The sequence below is a fragment of the Novosphingobium sp. NBM11 genome (assembly GCF_015390225.1).
GTDB lineage: Bacteria > Pseudomonadota > Alphaproteobacteria > Sphingomonadales > Sphingomonadaceae > Novosphingobium.
This window is the reverse complement of the sequence record NZ_VUOG01000003.1, coordinates 803,091-822,778: the sequence shown is the minus strand read 5'-3', so window position 1 is coordinate 822,778 and position 19,688 is coordinate 803,091. Positions and strand designations below refer to the sequence as shown.

Here is a 19,688-nt window from a genome sequence, read left to right as displayed (position 1 = left end):
GCGCCCGCGAACAACAACCAATTCACGTCCGCGGGATTACGCTCAATTTACCAAAAGGTTCCGAGCGCCGCAGCCGCCATGGTACAGAACCACGCGAACGATCATGTGATCGGACAAACAGGACCGCAGATGCCGCTGATGCTTTGTCACGCGCTTCAAATCGCGTGACAAAGCATCAAGCGCGAAAGGCGGAGCAGGGTTGAGCAAACCAGCCCTTTTTCATCCGCTGACGATCCGAACATCGCGCTCGATGGCTGCCCCCTGCGCATCCGCCGGGAGCGCGGAAACACTGATATAGAGCCAGGTCGTGAGCATAGCCTATCACGTGGATCACGGTTTGGTGGGCGCTCATAGTCTCCCCGGTTCATCCGGGCCATGGCAATCCCCGTCCGCTTTATGGTTGCTGAAATATCACCCGCCACCGCCGTAGATTTGTCAGCTACATGCGCGACTTTGTGTCTGCCGTCCTCGTCGCAGGAGGATGAACATGATCGGCTCAAATCAGCTAGTCCATCTCGAAGAAACCACTGTATCGGACGAAGCGCCGCCGGCGCCCCGCAAACGTCGTCGATCGCCCCGCTTCCGCACCGTCTTTCGGGTCGCGCGGGTCTCGGCGCGCGACGATCAAGGTGTGGCGCGCATTCAGAACATCTCCAATGAAGGTCTGTTGATCACGACCTCGATGAAGTTGAGTCCCGGCGACGCCATCCAGATCGACTTGTCGGATGAGTGCAGTCTCACCGGGCTTGTCGTGTGGTATGATCGGCACCGGTGCGGTGTCCGATTACTGCGCCCTGTCAACAGCCCCGCGCTCCTGGGGCGATCTCTCATTTGGGAAACGCCGCCGCGAGATGGTCAATCAATGCCCATAAAGCGGTTGCGAGATAATCAGGGAACGTCTGAAGTGGGCCAATTGCGCCGCTCATTGCTTGCGTTCGAAGCGAAGGCCGCAGACAGTCGCCCTACTTGGCAACGGGGTGCAAATCATGGCGCTTTCTGGATTTCTGTTGGCTGCGGCAGCAGCGCTGGCCGGGCCAACCGCTCCGGCCCGTGAGGTCAACCCGCCCACGCCGGTGGCTCGGGCGGTCTGGCTGGCGGACTCCGCCCTGCGCGAGCCAAAGACCGAAGTCCTGGTGCTGGGCACTCCCCACCTCAGCATGCTTCCGCCCGATTTTGATCGCGCTCAGTTCGAGCCGCTTCTAGCCCGTCTGCAGGCCTGGCGCCCCCGCATGATCATGATCGAGGCAGTAGGCGGTGCGCAGTGCGACTATCTGCGAGCGTTCGCCGCCTTTTACCCGGGCGTTGCGGAGGATTATTGCCCCGACGCCAGCGCGGCGCGGGCCGCGCTGCACCTCGATCAGGCCGGCGCCGAGGCAGAAATTGCGCGGCTGCTGGCAACCGACCGGGCCGACCGCCCCGCAGCCGAACGGCGCCGGCTGGCCGTGCTGTTTCTCGCGGCCGGGGATCCGGCTTCGGCCAGGGTGCAGTGGTTGCGTCTGGCCGAACCGGAGCGCGTCGCGGCGGACGGCCTGACCGACGCCTTGTTGGGAACGATAGCCGCGATCGGCAAGCGGCCGAATGAAAATCGCGAAGTGGCGGCCGTGGTGGCCGCGCGTCTTGGGCTGGAACGCGTGTGGCCAGTGGACGATCACACCGGCGATCGCGCCTCCGGCCCCAGCAACGCGGAGATGGAGGCGACGATCCAGCGGCTGTGGGACAACCGCTGGTCGCACGAACGCAGACCGCTGCTCGAACAGGTTCCGGCACGACTCAAGAACGGAGCGGTGCTCTCGGTCTATCGCGACGAGAGCAGCCTCGCTGCAACCCGGTACGCCGTGGCGTCCGATTTTGCCGCCACGGCCGCCGATCCCTCCGAACAGCGCTATGGCCGGCGCTATCTGGCCTATTGGGAAACGCGCAACCTGCGCATGGTTGCGAACATGCGCGAGGCCATGGGACCAACGCCCGGGACGCGGGTACTGGCCATCGTCGGCTCATCGCACAAGCCCTATTACGAACGCTATCTCGGGGTCCTGAGCGAAATCCGCCTGGTCAGTACCGACGAGGTTCTTGCGGACAAGCCGCGTTAGCGGCAGCGGCCCTCTCGCCGGGCAGGACTGAGTTCCTATCCGCTAAAGGGCACGGCATCGCGCCTCTGCCCCAAGAGGCAGGATTGCAGCGCGTCCCTGCGCGGATAACAGCTTGCCATGACACGGCTTATCCTCGTTCTGGGCGATCAGTTGACGCCCTCGCTTTCGTCCTTGCGCGCGGCCGATCCGGCGAGCGACGTCGTGCTGATGGCCGAAGTGGCGGCGGAAACGACCTATGTTCGACACCACAAGAAGAAGATTGCTCTGGTCCTGTCGGCGATGCGCCATTTCGCCGCGGAGCTTCGCACCCTTGGCTGGAAGGTGGACTACGTCCGGCTCGACGATCCGGAAAACACAGGCAGCCTGCGCGGCGAAGCGCATCGGGCCATGGCACGGCATGGTGCCAGCGGCATCCTTGCGACCGAGCCCGGCGAATGGCGGTTGATGGAAGAGATGAGCGCCTGGGCCGAACTGTTGCCCGATACGCGCTTTCTGGCCGACCGCCACGGCTTCGTCCGCTGGGCCGAGGCGCGCAAGAGCCTGCGCATGGAACATTTCTATCGCCTGATGCGGCGCAAGACGGGCCTGTTGATGGACGGCGAGCAGCCCGCCGGGGGGCAGTGGAATTTCGATCATGACAACCGGTCTCCACCGCCGGGGGCATTGGGTCTGCCCCAGCCCGCGCGCTTTGATCCCGATGCGATCACGCGGGAGGTACTGGAGCTGGTAGCACAGCGCTTCTCCGATCACTTCGGCGATCTCGAGCCATTCTGGTTCGCCACGACCCGATCCGATGCCAAGGCCGCCTTTGACCATTTCCTGCGCCATGGCTTGCGCGATTTTGGTCGGTATCAGGACGCCATGCTGAGCGGGCACCGATTTTTGTGCCACGCCGTGGTCTCGATCTACCTCAATCTGGGGTTGCTCGATCCGCTGGAAATGTGCCGGGCGGTCGAGGAAGAATGGCGCGCTGGCCGCGTGCCGCTGAACAGCGCGGAAGGTTTCATCCGGCAGATCATCGGTTGGCGTGAATTCGTGCGGGGCATTTACTGGTGGCAAGGCCCCGATTACGCGAGAGTCAACGCGCTGGATGCGCGGCGCCGGTTGCCACGGTTCTACTGGAGCGGCGAAACAGCCATGGCCTGCCTGCGCGCCTGCATCACCCAGACCCGCGAGGAGGCCTATGCCCACCACATTCAGCGGCTGATGGTGACAGGCACGTTTGCCTTGCTCGCCGGCGTCGATCCCCACGCGTTGCACGAATGGTATCTGGCGGTTTATGCTGATGCGTTCGAATGGGTCGAGCTACCCAATACCATCGGCATGAGCCAGTTTGCCGACGGCGGTTTGCTGGCCAGCAAACCCTATGCCGCGAGCGGTGCCTACATTCAGCGGATGAGCGACTATTGCGGCGCCTGCGCCTACAACGTCAAGGCACGGGTGGGGCCGCAGGCGTGCCCGTTCAACTTCCTGTATTGGCGCTTCATCGCCACCCATGCCGCCAGGTTACGCGGCAACGGCCGCATGGCGCAGATGGTGCGCGTATGGGACAAATTCCCGCCCGATCATCGGCGCGAATTGCTAGCTCAGGCAGATGCCTTTCTGGCCAGCCCCGCGCTTGCGCCCGCTCCATAGACCTTCCTTGCCTCGCCATTTAAGGGGGCACACACGCTGGCCGATCAGCCGTACTCGCGCGCTCACCATGGTATGCGTGTGCCGTCCCAGGCAAAAAAGCCGCCGCTGTCCTCAGGCGTGAGGCGGTCGATCACGTCAAGCAGATGCACGGCGGATATTTCCGGCGAAAACAGCTTGCCCGCCGCTACACCGGACTGAAACGGTCGGGAAAGGCCGGTGGCCACGGTGCCGGGATGCAACGCGACGATGACCGCCAGGGGATGGGTGCGCCGCATCTCGATGGCGAAATTGGCAATCAGCATGTTGAGCGCGGCTTTGCTGGCGCGATAGCCATGCCATCCCCCCAGCCGGTTGTCGCCAATCGAACCCACGCGCGCGGAAAGAACTCCAAAAACCGCGCGCCGGTCCTTGGGCAGCCTGGGCAACAAGTGTTTGGCGATCAGCGCCGGACCGATCGTGTTGACCGCGAACATCCGCGCCATGGCTTCGGGTTGTAGCGCCCGCAGCGTCTTTTCAGGCATGACCGCTCCGGATTGGTCGTGAAGCAGACCGCTTGCTACCAGCACCAGATCGGGCGGTGTCTCCAGGATCGAGCAGGCATTGATGATGCTGCTTTCATCGGTCAGGTCATAAAGGAAAGAGACCTGTTGCGGTCGAGGCGGCAGGGGGCGGCGCGATCCCGCATGAATATGTGCGTAGCGGCCGCAAGCGCCCAAACGATCCGCCAGAGCGCCGCCGACCCCGCCACCGGCGCCGAACACAACCGCGCAGGTCATCGCGCGATGCCTTCCAGAATAGGCCGCTCCCGCACCCACAGGACCGCGCGGTTGCGATCGCGTTGGCCACGCCAGACCATGCTGGCCATGGCCGCAGTGGCCTTGTTCGCAGGCTGATTGCGCACAGGGTTCACCTTTCCAACAAGCACCATGTCAATCGTCCACGTCGTGGTGGCCCAAATCATTCGTCTGATTGGCCCCTGCCATAGACACGAGAGCGCCTGAGACGGGCAATATGCACGACAGTGCAAAGCGGGCCTGTCTTCCCGCGCAAAGGCGCGTGCGCACCTCTTCCACGATCCGCGCGCGGCCCGCGCTGGAAGATCACGTCATCCGCGTAATGGGGCGCGAGGCCGGCGAAGCGTTGCGGCTGCGCGCATCGGCCACGGCCGCAGCGCCTTGCGCGCTCATGCCGCCGCCTCTTCCGCTACGAAGTAATCGCGGCGCAGCGTGCGCGCGGCCAGCAGGAACATCGCCCCGGCGATGAAGAACACACACACCGCCGACATCAGCGCCGACCGCACGCCCGTTGCCGCCGCCGCCGCGCAGGTGTGCTGGAGGGCGCCTACCGCCTGCGCGCCGGCTTTCAGCGCGCGGCACTGCGTCAGATAATCCCCACCCTGGAAAGCGGAGGAGGCGAAGCGATCGCTCATCCAGCCGACGAAGGTCGGTCCGCCGCCATAGCCGACCAGCGTGTAGAACATGCCGAACACGGCCGCCCCGGTCGCCCGCATGCGCGGTTCCAGCAGATTCTGGATCATACCGATGGTGGGGCCGTAGTACAGCAGCAGGAAGCAGCCGGAAATCACCAGCAACACGGTGCCCAGCGCGGGCGATGCCGCGCTGAACGCGATCCAGTAGGAGAACGGCGCAATGAACAGGCCGATCGCAGCGCCCCACGCCGGCCAGCGCCCATCGCCCCGCCGTGCGAGCCAATCGGTGCCGAACGAGCCGATAAGCAGGCCGCTGCCCAGTGCCAGCGCCGAGATCTTGCCATAGAGCGCGCCCGCAGACCGCGCCGGCAGGTCGTAGACACGGCTGAGATAGACGGCGAGGAATTGCGAGATCGAACTCATGCCGAAGCCGGCGAGCGCCCCGCCCGCGATGACGAACATCAGGGCTGGCTTGCTGGCAACCACTGTCAGGAACGCCCGGAAATCAGGCGCCGGCGTCTTCACCGGCGGCATGTTGTCCGCCAGCCCCCGGCGCGGTTCGCGCACCAGCAGGATGAACAGCAGGCCGATCACCACGCCCGGCAGTCCCATCACGATGAAGGCCGCGCGCCATCCCCAAAGGCCCGTCACGGCACCGCCGACCGAGGCGCCGATAAAGCTGCCGATCGGCGATCCCAGGAGGATCAGGCCCATCACCGAAGCCCGGCGTTCGCGTGGGAAAAGGTCGCCCACCAGCGATGACGTGGCCGGTTGCGATCCGGCCTCGCCCATGCCCACGCCCACACGGCACAGCATCATCTGCGCGAAATTGCCCACGGCCGAACAGGCCATCGTCATGGTCGACCAGAACAGGATCGCGGCGGTGATGATCCGCACGCGCGACATGCGTTCGGCCAGCCGGCCGATCGGCACGCCCAACACCGCGTAAAGCAGCGCGAACGCCAGCCCCTGAAGAATGCCGAGCTGGAAATCGGTCAATTGCAGATCGACCTTGATCTGCTGCGCGGTGACGGCAAACACCGACCGATCGGCGAAATTGAACGTCGCGACCAGGAAGCTCATGGTGATGAAAGTGCGACGATAGCCCGTCGACAACATCCGTTCGTCATCACCTGTCCGCATTGCTCTCCTCCGGGCGGCGCTTTACCGCTTTCGCTTGTTCCGCACCCGTACCGTCTGCCGGCACGCCGTTTGTGCCCCCGTGTGTGGCGGATGGTTGGTGATTTATCAATACGATTTGCAAAAAAGTCAGACCGGCTCGTTCAGCCTCACCAGATCCGCCAACGTGGCAGTGACGGGCACCTCCACCCCCAGACGTTCCGCTTCGCGCGCAACGGCACCGTTGATCGCCTCGATCTCGGTGCGGCGGCCGGCGAGTCGATCCTGCAGCATCGACGCCTTGTGCTGGCGATGATGCGTCAGGGCGAAATCGATCTTCGCCTCGATCCGCGCGATATCGATCGACAGGCCCTTTGCCGTGGCGGTCGCCGCCACTTCGCGCGCGATGGCGAAAGCCACCCGGCGCCCGGCCGGGGTATCCATGCCGCCCACGGTCAGCCCGGTGACGGTCGCGATCGAATTGAGCGCGGCGTTGAAGGCGACCTTTTCCCAGACCCCGCCTTCGATCGCCGCATCGTGATGGGCATCGATGCCGGCCCCCCGCAGCAGGGCGACGGCCGCCTGCGCGCCATCATCGCCCTGCGGCCGGTAGCTGCCCAGCCGGACGGTGCCATGGCCGTGCGAAGATACCCGGGCAGGCCCTTCCAGATCGGCCGGCATGTCGGTCACGCCCAGCAATACCTGCCCCGCCGGAAAGACCCCGGCGATCGCCTCGGCATTGCCGATGCCGTTCTGCAGCGTGAGCGCGAAGGCGGATGCCTGCACGAGATGCGCCACCGATGCGATCGCGGAACGGCTGTGCATGGACTTGGTGAACAACAGCACCAGATCGACCGGCCCGGCCACGTCCGAGGCCAGCTTTGCCGCGATCGGGATTCGCCGCTCGCCATCGTCGTCGGCCAGCGTGATGCCATCGCGGGCCAGCGCTTCCAGCCGTGCCCGATCCACGTCCACCAGCGTGACGGAAACACCCGATTCCGCCAGCTTCGCCGCGAACAGGCAGCCCATCGCGCCGGCACCAACGATCACCACTTCGCGCATCCGCATTCTCCCGCATCCTTGGCCCGCGCACCCGTGGTCAGGCCGCGGCAATCGCGGCCAGCTAACCAGTGGGCGCCGTTCTAGCAAGCCGCGTCGCCTGCCCCTTTGCTGCGGCTTGCGCCAGCGGCAGAAGTTCGAACAGGCGGCGCGCGGCGGCGATCAGGCTGCCCCGGCGGCGCGTGTAGACATAGAAGCGCCGCTCGATTTCCAGCGCCTTCACCGGGATCGGCACCACGGTGCCGCGCTCCATTTCCGCACGGAGCAGCGGCATGGGCAGCCAGCCGAGCAAGGTACTGGCCGCAACGGTCGCCAGCATCGTGCCGATCGAGGCGGTTTCGAGCGCCACGTCGGGCAGGGCTTCTCCCTGCGCAGTCACGAGCCGGTGGAACAGCATGCGCGGCGTGCTGCCGATCTCCGGCATGACCCAGCGCTGGCCCAGCGCGGCATTGAGCGGCACCTCCTTCGCCCCGGCCAGCGCGTGCCGGGCGGCGGCGAAAGCGGTATAGGTATCGGTATAGGCCAGTTCCGCCATCGGCCAGATATCGGCATGCGGCGCCAGTTCCGGGGCGATCACCACGTCGATCTCGCGCCCGGCCAGCGCCTGGACCAGGCGGTCCTCGGGCGCATCCAGCAGGTCGATGTGCAGGCCCGGCGCCATGTCCAGCAAGGCGGCGACGGCGCCAGGCAACACCGTCCGTGCCACCGCCGCCACCGCGCCCACGCGCAGGCGCCCGCGCCCCAGGCCGCGCAAGGCATCCAGCGCGGATGTCGCCTGTTCCATCTCGAACAGCAGCAGGCGGGCATGGGGAATCAGCGTTTCCCCGGCCGCCGTGGGCGCCATCCCCTTGCTGTGCCGATCGAACAGCGGCTGGCCGAAGCGCCGTTCCATCTCGCCGATCAGGCGGCTGAGCGCCGGCTGCGTCATGAACGCCGCTTCGGCCGCACGCCCCAGGCTGCCCCGGTCCACCACGGCCAGGAATGCCCGCAATTCTCGCTGATCAAAAGCCATGCACATTTGTTATGCCTTTTGCGCAATTCCGCAATGGTGGCGATTGCCCCGACGGCCGATAAGGCCGGCGGAGAATGGAGAGGAGCACGATCATGCACACGGTTCGCGATGCAACGCTCTCGCTGCTGCGCAAGCTGGGCATGACCACGGTGTTCGGCAATCCGGGATCGACCGAGCTGCCGATGTTCCGGGATTTCCCGGACGATTTCCGCTATATCCTGGGATTGCAGGAATCGATCGTGATGGGGATGGCCGATGGCTTCGCCCAGGCGACCGGCAATGCCGCGCTTATCAACCTGCACTCCGCCGCCGGCGTCGGCCATTCGCTCGGCAACCTGTTCACGGCGTTCAAGAACCAGACCCCGCTGGTCGTGACGGCGGGCCAGCAGGCGCGATCGATCCTGCCGTTCGAACCGTTCCTCTTCGCCGAACGCCCCACCGAATTTCCGCGCCCTTACGTGAAGTGGGCGATCGAGCCCGCGCGCGCGCAGGACGTGCCGGCCGCGATCGCGCGCGCCTATTACGTCGCGATGGAGCCGCCCTGCGGCCCGACGTTCGTTTCGGTGCCCGTGGACGACTGGGACCAGCCATGCGATCCCATCGCGCCGCGCCGCGTGATTGCACGCAATCCCGGCGACCCGCAGCTGCTGGACGAGATCGCGGGCGCGCTGGCGCAGGCCAGCGCCCCCGCCTTCGTGCTGGGCGCCGGCATCGCGCGCGACGGCGCATGGCAGGAAGCGATCGCGCTGGCGGAACGCCATTCGGCAAAGGTCTGGGCCGCGCCGTTCGCCGCGCGCGAGGTCTTTCCCGAGCGGCACCCGCTGTTCGCGGGTTTCCTCAACCCGGGTCGCGAGGCGATCGTCCGCGACCTTTCCGGGCACGACCTGATCCTGGTCGTGGGCGGCCCCTTGTCGCTTTACCATACCGAAGGCTTCGGCCCACACCTTCCCGATGGCGCGCAGCTCTACCACATCGTCGATTCCATCGCGGTGGCAAGCTGGGCGCCCGATGGCACGGCCGTGATCGCCGATGCCGGAAGCGCGCTGGCGCACCTGCTGCAAGGGCCGCCGCCGGTGGCTCGCGCGCGGCCGGCGGGTCGTACGATTCCCCCGGCACTCGCCGCCACCGGCCTGACCGATGCCTACCTGCTCCAGCAGATCGCCCGCCTGCGGCCTGCCGGATCGGTGATCGTGGAGGAAGCGCCATCCAGCCGTGGCGCCATGCACGATCATCTCCCGATCCTGGATGCGGGCGGCTTCTTCACCTGCGCCAGCGGAGGGCTTGGCCACGGACTGCCAGCCTCGATCGGCGTCGCGCTGGGTCGCCCCGATGCCAAGGTCATCGCCATTCTGGGCGATGGATCGAGCATGTATGCCATTCAAGGGCTGTGGTCGGCCGCGCAACTGGGCCTGCCGATCAGCTTCGTGATCGTGAACAACCGGCGCTACGAGGCGCTGATCAACTTCGGCCGCCACTTCGGCTTGCAGCAGACGCTGGGGACCGCGCTCGACGATATCGATTTCTGCGCGCTCGCCCGGGGCCAGGGCGTTTCGGCCACGCGCATCGATACGGTAGAAGCGCTTGACGGCGCGCTTGCCGCTTCCTTCGCGGCACAAGGGCCAACGCTGGTCGAAGTGCTGGTCGATTGACGGGAACTGCCATGAGCGGGACACCATGAACGGGACAAGGACAATGTTCACCGGACGCCTTTCGGACCTGATCGACGACCGCCCCGACGAAGGCATCTTCCGCGTCAGCCGGGCAATCTTCGACGATCCCGGCGTGTTCGATCTGGAAATGCGGCGAATCTTCGAAAGCGGGTGGGTGTTCCTCGGCATCGCCGATCAGGCGCGCGATCCGCACGACTTCTTCACCACCGATATCGGCCGCGTGCCCGTGCTGGTCAGCCGCGATGGCAACGGCGCGCTCGGGGCCTTCGTCAATTCCTGCCCGCATCGCGGATCGCGCGTGGCGCAGACGCTGGCCGGCAATGCGCGCCTGCACGTCTGCCCCTATCATAGCTGGACCTTCGACAGCGCGGGCCGCAACAAGAGCGTGAAACTGAAGCGCGCCGGCTGCTATGCCGAGAACTTCGATGCGCAGAGCCACGACCTGCCCGCCCTGCCCGCGTTCGGCGAATATCGCGGCTTCCTGTTCGGCAGCCTCGATGCCGGCGTACCGCCGCTCGAAACGCATCTGGGCGAAGCGGCGAAGCTGCTGGACCTCGTTGCCGACCAGGGCCCGGACGGCTTCGAACTGGTGCCGGGCGCCGTCACGTTCACGTTCCAGGCCAACTGGAAGCTGCAGCTCGAAAACTGCTCCGACGCCTATCACTTCACCTCGACGCACCCTTCCTACATCCGCATCCTCGAACAGCGGCAGACCGCCAACACCGGCGTCGCGGTGAAATCGGTGTGGGAAAGCAGCGATTACTGGCGCGAGGACGCGCAGGGCGTGGCTGGCGGCAGCTTCAGCTTCCCGCACGGCCACGTGCTGAACTGGGGCATTTTCGGCGTAACCGAGGCGCTGCCGCTGTTCGAACAGGCCGAAGCGCTGGCCGAACGCCACGGCGCCGCCAAGCGCGACTGGATGTTCAACATGCGCAACCTGTCGATCTTCCCCAACCTGCAGATCGCCGAAAACGCATCGAGCCAGTTGCGCGTCATCCGCCCGCTGGCACCCGACCTCACGGAAATGCGGACATGGTGCATCGCCCCCAAGGGCGAAAGCGCGCAGGCGCGGCGCCAGCGGATCCGCCAGTACGAGGATTTCTTCAACCCCAGCGGCATGGCCACGCCCGACGACACCGTAAGCTACGAGAACTGCCAGCGCGGCTTCGCCAGCCGCGTCGAGCCCTGGCTGCAAGGCTATTCCCGGGGCACCACCGCCAGCAAGGCCGGGGGCAACCCCTTCTCGGACCTGATCGACATGAAGCCGGCGCGCAGCGTGCTGGCCGATGCGCAGCTTGGCGACGAGACGCTGTTCCAGAGCTACTATCGCGAATGGGCGCGCCGCATGGCGGGAGTGATCGGACAATGACCCTGTCGCTGAAAGACGCCGAAGCCATTCTCTATCACGAGGCGGAATGCCTCGATGAAAGCCGCTGGGACGATTGGCTGGATCTCTATGCGGAAGATGCCTGCTTCTGGATGCCGGCATGGAAGAGCGAGACCGAGACGACCACCGATCCCGAGGCCGAGCTTTCGCTGATCTATTACAAGGGGCGCAACAACCTGGCTGATCGCGTCTGGCGGGTGCGCTCCGGGCAATCGGTGGCCTCCACTCCGCGCATCCGAGCCGTCCACATGATAACCAACGTCAGGCTGGTGGGGGCCGACGAAGCGAGCGCGCAAGTCGCGGCGAATTTCGCGGTCAATCTGTTCGACAAGCGATCAGGCCGGACGCATACCTTTTTCGGGCACTACCGGCACGCGTTGCGGCGCGAGGGCGAGCGCTGGCTGATCGCTGGCAAGACGATCGTGCTGCTCAACGATACCATCCCCACCGTGCTGGACTTCTACTGCATCTGATCGAGGCGATGCCGGCCAAACTCATACCGGACCTGCGCTGCCGAAGGCATCTGCCGCTTGCCAACCTTTGCGTGGCAGGACAGGCTAGAAGTTAATCCCGCCCGATCCAACTGGATTACCGGCCCCAACGTGTTATCACGGTCTGGGTTGGTGGAGAGATTGACCATGAGACTGCAGCGAAACCTCACGACGATATTTCTTCTGGCATCGTCGACTGTGGCCATGGCCGAAAATCCTTCGCAGGCCGGCGCACAGGGCGACGTTTCGGTCACGATCTACAACAATGACCTCGCGCTAGTGCAGGATATTCGCAATGTTACCTTGCCTGCAGGGCGGTCTCGCCAGGAATTTCCTGATGTTTCCGCACAGATCCGGCCCGAAACGGTGACCCTGGCTGGCGAAGGTTTCGGCATCGTCGAGCAGAACTTCGACTTCGACCTGCTTTCACCATCGGCGCTGATGGAAAAGGCCGTCGGCCAGCAGGTAACGCTGCTGCGCACAAATCCCGCAACGGGCGCGGAAACGCGCGAGCGCGCCACCGTGCTCGCCGCCAATGGCGGGGTGGTGCTGCGGATCGCGGATCGCATCGAGGTGCTGCGTGACGATGGCCTGCCGGTGCGCGTCATCTTCGATACGATCCCGCCCAACCTGCGCGCCCGCCCCACCCTGAGCGTCACGCTCGACAGCGCCCGCGCTGGCGCCCGCCCGCTGACACTGAGTTACCTTACGCCGGGCATCGGCTGGAAATCCGACTACGTCGCCCTGTTCGACGAGACGGCCGGAAAGATCGACGTGCAGGGCTGGATCACGTTGACCAACGCCACTGGCACGACCTTTGCCAACGCCAGAACCCTGCTGGTCGCCGGCGATGTCGGATCAGTGCAGCAGAGGCCCCGCTTCCCCGAGCGGCGTCCCAACGGAAACGTGTCAGGCACGGAAAGCGGCGGCGCGCAACTTGGCGATCTTCACGTCTATCCGATCGAGGGGCGCACCACGATCGCCAACGCCCAGACCAAGCAGGTCAGCTTCCTCGATGCATCGGGCGTTCCGGCGCGCAAGGGCTACGAATACCGGAACTCGTGGCTGGGCAGCCAATCGGACGCCGAGAGCGCCGCGTCGATCCTGAAGTTCTCGAGCGCCAGGGCCAACGGCATCGGCGCGGCTCTTCCAGCCGGAACGGTGCGCGTCTATATGCGCGACAGCAAGGGCCAGGCCCAGTTCATCGGCGAAAGCCAGATCCCGCACACGCCGGGCGGATCGTCGCTGGCACTCCGCACAGGCGATGCGTTCGATGTGAAAGTACAGCCCGTGCTGGTCAAGCGCGACACGCTTACCACGGCTGAATGGGAGAGCTTCGCCCGCTGGCGGATCGTCCGCGCTGATGGAACTGCCGACATGGTCTATGGAGAGCGCCCCAAAACCTTCTTCCGCACCCAGATGCGCTACATCGTCACCAATGCCCGACCGGTGCCCGTGACCGTGGACGTGATCCAGAACGGACTGGCGCAATGGTGGTGGTGGCGCGACATCCGCATCCCGGAAGAGAGCCTGCCCGGTATTCAGGACAACGCCGACCAGCGGCGATGGGAAGTGCCCGTGCCCGCCAACGGCAAGACCGAACTGACGGTCACCTTCCTGACGCCCTGGTAAGGGCGATGCGCCATCTTCTGACCACGGCCCTGCTGGCCGTTGCGGCAGGACAGGCCCAGGCAGCGCCTCCGGTGGTGATCTCCGCCAGGCCCGACGCCGTCGCCGTGACGATCTATCGCGACCCTGAGCGCGGGGACAACGCGATCGACCGGGATGCCCCCGGCGCCTTCGCGCTGATCGCCGAGACCCGCACGGTGGAACTGCCCCCCGGTGTGGCGACCGTGCGCTTCGAAGGTGTGGCCGGAGGGATCGTCCCCCAGTCGGCCATCCTGTTTGGCACCAACCCGCGCGAGCGCAACCGCGACGCGGCGCTGCTTTCGCAGAAGGGGCTGGTCGATGCTTTCACCGGCCAGCAGGTGCTGGTGCGGCGCACCGATCCCGCGACTGGCAAGGTAACCGAGGAGCGGGCGACCATCCTTTCAAGCGCCGATCGCCTGGTGATCCAGACGCCGCGTGGCGCCGAGGCCGTCTATTGCTCAGGCTTGGCCCAGACCCTGATCTATCCGAATGCCCCCGCCGCGCTGTCCGCCAAGCCCGTCCTGACGATGACGACGAAGGAGCAGCCGGGCGGCAAGGCAACGATCACGCTGGCCTACATCGCCACCGGCTTCGACTGGGACGCCACCTATGTCGGAACCCTGGCGCCGGACGGGAAATCCCTTGGCCTGTTCGCCTGGCTGACAATGGCAAGCGCGGACGAAACGAGCTTCGTCGATGCGAACGCGTCGGCCGTGGCCGGCAGGATCAACCGCTCGCAGGACACCCGTGATGATACCGGTCGGCAGGCCCGCGAGGACGCTGGAAACCTTGACCGCCAGTCTGAATGCTGGCCGGCTGGAACCACCAGCGACCTCTCCGTACCGTCGCCCGTGGTCATGGCTCCCCCGGCGCCAATGGCCATGGCAATGCTGGGCGATGATATAGATAATATAATAGTGACGGCGCAACGCCGGCAGGAGCGCTTGGCGAACGTGCCGATCGCGGTAACGGCGGTCGCCGAGAATCTCGGTGACCTCAAGCTTTATCGCGTCCCGCTGCCCGTCACGGTTGCCGCGCGATCGCAGAAGCAGGTCGCTTTCCTGAACAAGCCGGAAATCAAGGGCGATCTGATCTACCGCTCGATCGTGCCGGACGATGATCCCGAGCTTCCGCAAACGGTGTACCGCTTCGTCAACCGCAAGGCGGACGGTCTGGGCGAGCCGTTTCCGGCCGGGAAAGTGATCCTCTATCAGGACAGCCCCTGGGGCCGGCAACTGATTGGTCAGACGACGCTGGCCGACAAGACCACCAACGAAGAAGTGGAACTCGTGCTCGGCGAAGCATCGGGCGTGACCGTGGAGACCACGGACACGCGCCTGAAAAAGGGGACGCGCTACAATCTGGTCATGCGCAACGCCAACCCGTTCCCGGTGCGCTTCGAGCTGGATTTCCGCAACCCGCCACGCATTCTTGCGCGGCCATCGGCGGGACGCGTGATCCGGAAGCCCGGCAAGATGATCTGGCAAACCACCCTACCGCCAAACAGCGAGCAGAATACCGCCTACGAAACCGCAGATCGCTAGTGATCGCCCTGGCTGCAGCCGTTGAAAGCTGCATTGGCGCCTCGCAAAACCCGCGTTTCGTTCAGGCGGCGATCCTTGGTTCCGGCCCGACGTAGTTGGACGCGGGCCGTATCAGCCTGCCATTGGCAACCTGTTCGCGCGCATGGGCGAGCCATCCCAGCGTTCGGCCCATCGCGAACACGCAGGTGAATTCGCTAGCGTCGAAGCCCAGCGCTTCGAGCAACAGCGCGGTGTAAAACTCGACGTTTGTTTGGAGCGATCGGTCCGGCTTGCGCTCGTGCAGGATCTGAAGGGCTGCCTGCTCCACCGCCTCGGCCAATGCCAGCCGGCCCGCATCGGGAGAGAGCCCTTTCAGCGCGCGCTTGAGCGCGTCCGCTCTTGGATCGCGCACCCGGTAGATGCGATGGCCAAAGCCCATCAGCCTGTCCCCCCCGGTCGAGGGCACTCTCGATCCAGCGCCGTGCGTTGGACGCTCCACCGATCGCGTCGAGCATTTCGATAACCGGCCCGGGTGCGCCGCCGTGCAGGGGGCCTTTCAAGGTGCTGAGCCCCGTCAGCACCGCCGACGTCAGTCCGGCCAGTGTCGAGGCCGTGACGCGCGCGGCAAAGGTGGAGGCGTTGAGGCCGTGATCGCAGACGGTGACCAAATAGGTGTCGAGCGCCGCGGCTTCTTCCAGCGTCGCCGTGGTTCCCCGCACCATCCGCAGCACGTCGGCGGCGTGGTCCGCCGCCGGATCGGGTGGCACCAGATCCTGATGCTGGCGCCGGCGCGCGACAGCGGCGGTGAACACCGATACTCCCGCCAGCAGCCGTAGGGCGGTCCGCAGATCATCGCCCTCGGGTATCCGCGCCAGCAAGGCACGGACGGTTTCGACCGGGTTCAGGCCAGGGGGCATGGAATGAGGCACCACAACATGCGCGAAGGCTTCAACCCGCGCCTCGCCCAACATCCTTTCCAGTCCGTCCAAGTCGGGCAAATCATCAAGGAACCCGTCGAGCAGCAGATGCGCCGCTTCCGCGAAACGCGTGCGCCCCGCCAGCTGGCCTAGTTCGAAGCCGCGGATCACCAGCCGTCCAGCGACACCATCGACATCGGACAGAACTGTGCGCGCGGCCACGACGCCTTCCAAACCTTCCGCCATCTTCTGCATCTCCTGGACTTGACGGGCACAGGATTCCGGCGGAAGTTGATTTGGTCAATCTTGATCAACTTAATCAATGTCTTGGCTTAAGCATGGCTGGCTGGTTGACCGCAGAAGAAGTGATGGCGCGGCTCGGCCTCCGGGCGCAGACGCTTTACGCCTACGTCAGTCGCGGACGGATCGAGGCGCGGCGGGACGCGGACGATCCGCGGCGCAGCCTCTATCGCGCCTCGGACGTCGACCGGTTGCAGAAGCGGCGTGCCCGTGGCCGGGGACAAGCCGCCGTGGCCGAAGAAGCCATCGCCTGGGGAGAGCCGGTGCTGGCATCGGCGATCACGACGATTGCAGACGGCAAGCTCTGGTACCGGGGCAGGAACGCCGCGTCGCTTGCCGAGACCGCAAGCCTCGAAGGCGTCGCGCGCCTGTTGTGGGACTGTGGCAATGAGCGGTTCCCGACACAAACCAACACGATCGCGCCGGGCCGTGCGCATGACCGGATGTTTCAAGCCCTTGCCTGGCGCGCTGCGACAAGCCCCGCCATGCGGGGACGAAGGCCCGAGGCGCTATACTTCGAAGCGGCAGCGCTGCTCGACCTTCTCGTGGATGCGGTGGCCGGAGGCTCGGGCGAAGGTCCGATGGATCAGCGGCTCGGCCGCGCGTGGGGGTGCGACGACGTCGGTACGGACCTTATCCGGCGGGCCTTGGTCCTGCTGGCGGACCACGAGTTGAATGCTTCAACTTTTGCAGCGCGCGTCACGGCTTCCACGGGAGCATCGCTGGCGGCCTGCGCGCTCGCCGGACTTGCCGCCCTGTCCGGCCCGCTCCATGGGGGGATCGCGACGCGCGTGCGCAGTTTCCTGACCGAAGCCGGCAAGGCTGACCCGTATGGAGCCGTGTCGGCACGTCTTGCTGCCGGCGCGGCACTGCCCGGCTTTGGACATCCCCTTTATCCTGATGGAGACCCGCGCGCAAAAGCGTTGCTGGCGGCCTTTGATCCGCTGCCAGAGCATCGCGCTCTCGCGGCGGCCGTGCTGGAGGCCACGGGCGAACTCCCCAACATCGATTTTGCCCTGACCGCGCTCACCGAGCTTGCCCATCTTCCCGAAGATGCACCGTTCCAGATTTTCGCGACCGCCCGGTGCACCGGCTGGATCGCACACGCCCTGGAGCAATCCCGCGCCGGGAAGCTGATACGGCCGCGAGCCAGATATGTCGGTGTGGCGCCCGATACGGCGTGAAGCACCGCGATGCGCTGGCGGGGCGGCGGCATGTGCTGCTTCGCGCCGGTCGCGCCGGCCAACGGTGTCGAAACGCCGCAGCAGACCGAACTCGCCAAGAAAATCCTGGGCAAGCCGGCGGGCCAGCCCCAATGTCCGCGCCTTTCTCGGTTTCATCTGCGAGGTATTTGCCGAGGCAAACCCGTGAGCGTTGCAGAAGTTCAAACGCCGGGAACGAAGGCCTTGATCCAGTTGAGGATTTCCGCACGGCGGCGGCTATCGTCGGTGATGTCCTCGTCCACCCCCAGTTGCCAGGCGAGGCCGGCATCCTGTGGCGCGGCGGCAAGGCCGGTCAGCACTTTGACATAGGCATCGAGCGCGGCGCGATCAGAGAAGAAGCCCTGCGCGATCATGTCGTCGGCATAAAGCGTGTAGAGCTGGACGAGCTGCGCAATGTCGAATTCCGGGTGGTACTGCACCGCCCAGACCTCGCTGCGCCCCACCGGCACGACCGCTGCCTGTACCACGCTGTGCGCGTTGGACGCGAGCAGCGTGGCGTTGTCCGGCAGGCGCGTGACTTCGTCGTAATGGATGCAGGGCGCATCGAACACCGCGCCCTTGCCCGCGAACATCGGGTGATCGGCACCCGCCGCCGTGCGCACGATCTTGCGCGCGAAGCCGACCTCGCGCCCGCGCGGGTTGTATTCGACCTGCCCCCCGGCGGCCATGACGGCGATCTGCAGGCCCCAGCAGCTTCCGAACACCGGCAGACCCGCTTCGGCCGCATCGCGCAAAATGGCGATCTGGTTGGTGACGGCGAATTCCTTGTCATAGGCATGAAGCGACGAACCGGTGACGTCGAAGCCGTCGTAATCGGCGAACGAGCGGCCACCGGGGATAGCCCAATCCGCATCGGCCGCGTTGACCACGTCCAGATCGAAATCGGGAAAATGCGCCAAAATCGCCAGCGCGTAGATCTCGCTGGACGAACGCACGCCCAGCTCGGCGGCGCGCGCGCGCTTGTCGGCGGTATTGCCTTCCATCAGAAGCAGTCGTGTCATCGGGTATCTCTAGTGTTGCGATGGCAAGGTATCCGCGCGGTAACGCTGCGGCGGCACGCCCACCCAGCGGGTGAAGGCGCGCGTGAAATTGGAATGCTCGGCGTAACCCAGCCGCAGCGCGACCTGCGCGATCGAGCATTCGGGACGGGTGCGGAATTCCAGCATCGCCTGACGCATCCGGCATTCGTCGAGCAGTTGCTGGAAGGTCAGTTGGGCCTCGGCCAGCCGGCGCCGCATGGTGCGGCTCGACATGCCGATCTCGCTGGCGAGTTCATCCTGGTTGATCTCGCCCTGCGACATGCGCGCGAAGATCATCGCGGCCAGGCGATCGCGCGCGGGTTCGGCGCGGCGCTTGCGCGCGATCTGCGTCGACAGGTCCTTGAGATTGCTCCTGGCGTCCGATGGCGGCATCGCCGCATCGAGCATGGCAACCGGCAGGCTCAGCGAATTGACCTCGCCGCCAAAGCTCAGGCGGCTGAGCGGCATGGCAAGCCCGGTATCGCGGCGCGCGCATTCGAACCCCAGCTCGATTTCGTCCATCGCGTCGGGCACGGCCATGCGCACGATGCGGGCGACGATGCCAAGGCTGAACATGGCGTCATGGTGGCGCGGCCAGATGTCGGGATCGAGGATGCGGTAATTGACCGTTGCCGTCCCGTCCTTGACCTGAAAGTCCAGCGTGGTCGAATCCTGGAGCAGTTCGAAATGATCGGCAAAGCGGCGCAGGGCCGCGCCGAGCGTCTGTGCCGAGGTGATCGCGGTGCCGATCTCCCCCAATTGCGCAAGATCGTAGTTGAGGCCGATCGTCCATGTCGCGGCCGGATGATTGGCCCGCTCGCCAACGGATTCCGCCATGCGCGCGAAACGCTTGAGCGAGATGCGATTCGACGTGGCAACGTCGCCGTTGTCGAGACCTGCCCGGGCAAGGGCTTCGTCGGGTTCGATACCGAAAGCGGGCATGGAGTCGGTCCACCCGCAAAGCGCTTCGGCCTGTACTGCCGGTTGGCTCATGGCTACTCCCCTATACGATAGTCGGAATGCGATTCCCGATCTTGACAGGAGCGTAACGCAGCCCCGCCATTCCAAATTATCCGAAACAGTCATTGGATTGATACTTTCGATCAAATCCGGAGCTTGCTTTGATCGGGAATGCCACTTGGCCAGTCCTGCCAAGTGAACCTG

At 65.5% G+C, this 19,688-nt stretch carries 15 protein-coding genes and 1 pseudogene; 9 read left to right on the top strand and 7 right to left on the bottom strand.

What is annotated here, in order from left to right; all coding sequences use genetic code 11:
* Window positions 1–487: 487 nt before the first annotated feature.
* The 3 genes from F1640_RS23820 (at window position 488) to F1640_RS23810 (ending at window position 3,725) form a co-directional block, all read left to right on the top strand.
* Window positions 488–1,054, top strand: a complete 567-nt coding sequence (locus tag F1640_RS23820) for a PilZ domain-containing protein (RefSeq protein ID WP_190287180.1) — start codon at window positions 488–490, stop codon at window positions 1,052–1,054.
* Window positions 1,008–2,090 (top strand): DUF5694 domain-containing protein, encoded by a 1,083-nt coding sequence (locus tag F1640_RS23815; RefSeq protein WP_124808603.1) that lies wholly within the window; start codon window positions 1,008–1,010, stop codon window positions 2,088–2,090. Before F1640_RS23820 ends, F1640_RS23815 begins: the two co-directional genes overlap by 47 nt.
* Before the next feature lie 117 nt (window positions 2,091–2,207).
* A complete protein-coding gene (locus tag F1640_RS23810; RefSeq protein ID WP_124808602.1) occupies window positions 2,208–3,725 on the top strand; it encodes a cryptochrome/photolyase family protein in 1,518 nt (505 codons plus the stop codon).
* A 62-nt stretch (window positions 3,726–3,787) separates the two neighbouring features.
* Here F1640_RS23810 and F1640_RS23805 read toward each other — a convergent pair whose 3' ends face one another.
* From F1640_RS23805 to F1640_RS23790, 4 genes are all read right to left on the bottom strand, one after another.
* The gene (locus tag F1640_RS23805) at window positions 3,788–4,501 is read right to left on the bottom strand and encodes an SDR family NAD(P)-dependent oxidoreductase (protein ID WP_124808601.1); all 714 of its coding nucleotides are present in this window, start codon (window positions 4,499–4,501) and stop codon (window positions 3,788–3,790) included.
* Window positions 4,502–4,908: 407 nt separating this feature from the next.
* Window positions 4,909–6,297, bottom strand: coding sequence for an MFS transporter (locus tag F1640_RS23800; RefSeq protein ID WP_194921971.1), 1,389 nt, complete (start codon window positions 6,295–6,297; stop codon window positions 4,909–4,911).
* Between the two features lie 126 nt (window positions 6,298–6,423).
* The gene (locus F1640_RS23795; protein WP_206694946.1) at window positions 6,424–7,341 is read right to left on the bottom strand and encodes a ketopantoate reductase family protein; all 918 of its coding nucleotides are present in this window, start codon (window positions 7,339–7,341) and stop codon (window positions 6,424–6,426) included.
* 55 nt (window positions 7,342–7,396) lie between these two features.
* Window positions 7,397–8,344 (bottom strand): LysR family transcriptional regulator, encoded by a 948-nt coding sequence (locus tag F1640_RS23790; protein WP_190287179.1) that lies wholly within the window; start codon window positions 8,342–8,344, stop codon window positions 7,397–7,399.
* 92 nt (window positions 8,345–8,436) lie between these two features.
* On the opposite strand from F1640_RS23790, the gene mdlC reads away from it, so the two are divergent.
* From mdlC to F1640_RS23765, 5 genes are all read left to right on the top strand, one after another.
* The gene (gene mdlC / locus F1640_RS23785) at window positions 8,437–9,993 is read left to right on the top strand and encodes a benzoylformate decarboxylase (RefSeq protein WP_124808598.1); all 1,557 of its coding nucleotides are present in this window, start codon (window positions 8,437–8,439) and stop codon (window positions 9,991–9,993) included.
* A 43-nt stretch (window positions 9,994–10,036) separates the two neighbouring features.
* A complete protein-coding gene (locus F1640_RS23780; RefSeq protein ID WP_124808597.1) occupies window positions 10,037–11,383 on the top strand; it encodes an SRPBCC family protein in 1,347 nt (448 codons plus the stop codon).
* Window positions 11,380–11,874: an aromatic-ring-hydroxylating dioxygenase subunit beta gene (locus F1640_RS23775; protein ID WP_223806524.1), complete on the top strand. Its 495-nt coding sequence runs from the start codon at window positions 11,380–11,382 to the stop codon at window positions 11,872–11,874. The genes F1640_RS23780 and F1640_RS23775 overlap by 4 nt, the downstream gene beginning before the upstream one ends.
* Window positions 11,875–12,039: 165 nt before the next feature.
* Window positions 12,040–13,524, top strand: coding sequence for a DUF4139 domain-containing protein (locus tag F1640_RS23770; protein WP_124808595.1), 1,485 nt, complete (start codon window positions 12,040–12,042; stop codon window positions 13,522–13,524).
* A 5-nt stretch (window positions 13,525–13,529) separates the two neighbouring features.
* The gene (locus tag F1640_RS23765; RefSeq protein WP_124808594.1) at window positions 13,530–15,086 is read left to right on the top strand and encodes a DUF4139 domain-containing protein; all 1,557 of its coding nucleotides are present in this window, start codon (window positions 13,530–13,532) and stop codon (window positions 15,084–15,086) included.
* A 61-nt stretch (window positions 15,087–15,147) separates the two neighbouring features.
* On the opposite strand, the pseudogene F1640_RS23760 reads toward F1640_RS23765, so the two are convergent.
* Window positions 15,148–16,228 (bottom strand): annotated as a pseudogene (locus F1640_RS23760) (citrate synthase).
* A 50-nt stretch (window positions 16,229–16,278) separates the two neighbouring features.
* Here F1640_RS23760 and F1640_RS23755 point away from each other — a divergent pair.
* Window positions 16,279–17,466 carry a citrate synthase family protein gene (locus tag F1640_RS23755; protein ID WP_206694944.1) on the top strand — a complete coding sequence of 396 codons (1,188 nt, stop codon included), beginning with the start codon at window positions 16,279–16,281 and terminating at the stop codon, window positions 17,464–17,466.
* A 200-nt stretch (window positions 17,467–17,666) separates the two neighbouring features.
* Here F1640_RS23755 and F1640_RS23750 read toward each other — a convergent pair whose 3' ends face one another.
* Both F1640_RS23750 and F1640_RS23745 read right to left on the bottom strand, forming a co-directional pair.
* Window positions 17,667–18,506 (bottom strand): type 1 glutamine amidotransferase, encoded by an 840-nt coding sequence (locus F1640_RS23750; protein ID WP_194921969.1) that lies wholly within the window; start codon window positions 18,504–18,506, stop codon window positions 17,667–17,669.
* A gap of 9 nt (window positions 18,507–18,515) precedes the next feature.
* The gene (locus tag F1640_RS23745; RefSeq protein ID WP_190287178.1) at window positions 18,516–19,517 is read right to left on the bottom strand and encodes an AraC family transcriptional regulator; all 1,002 of its coding nucleotides are present in this window, start codon (window positions 19,515–19,517) and stop codon (window positions 18,516–18,518) included.
* Between the last annotated feature and the right edge of the window lie 171 nt (window positions 19,518–19,688).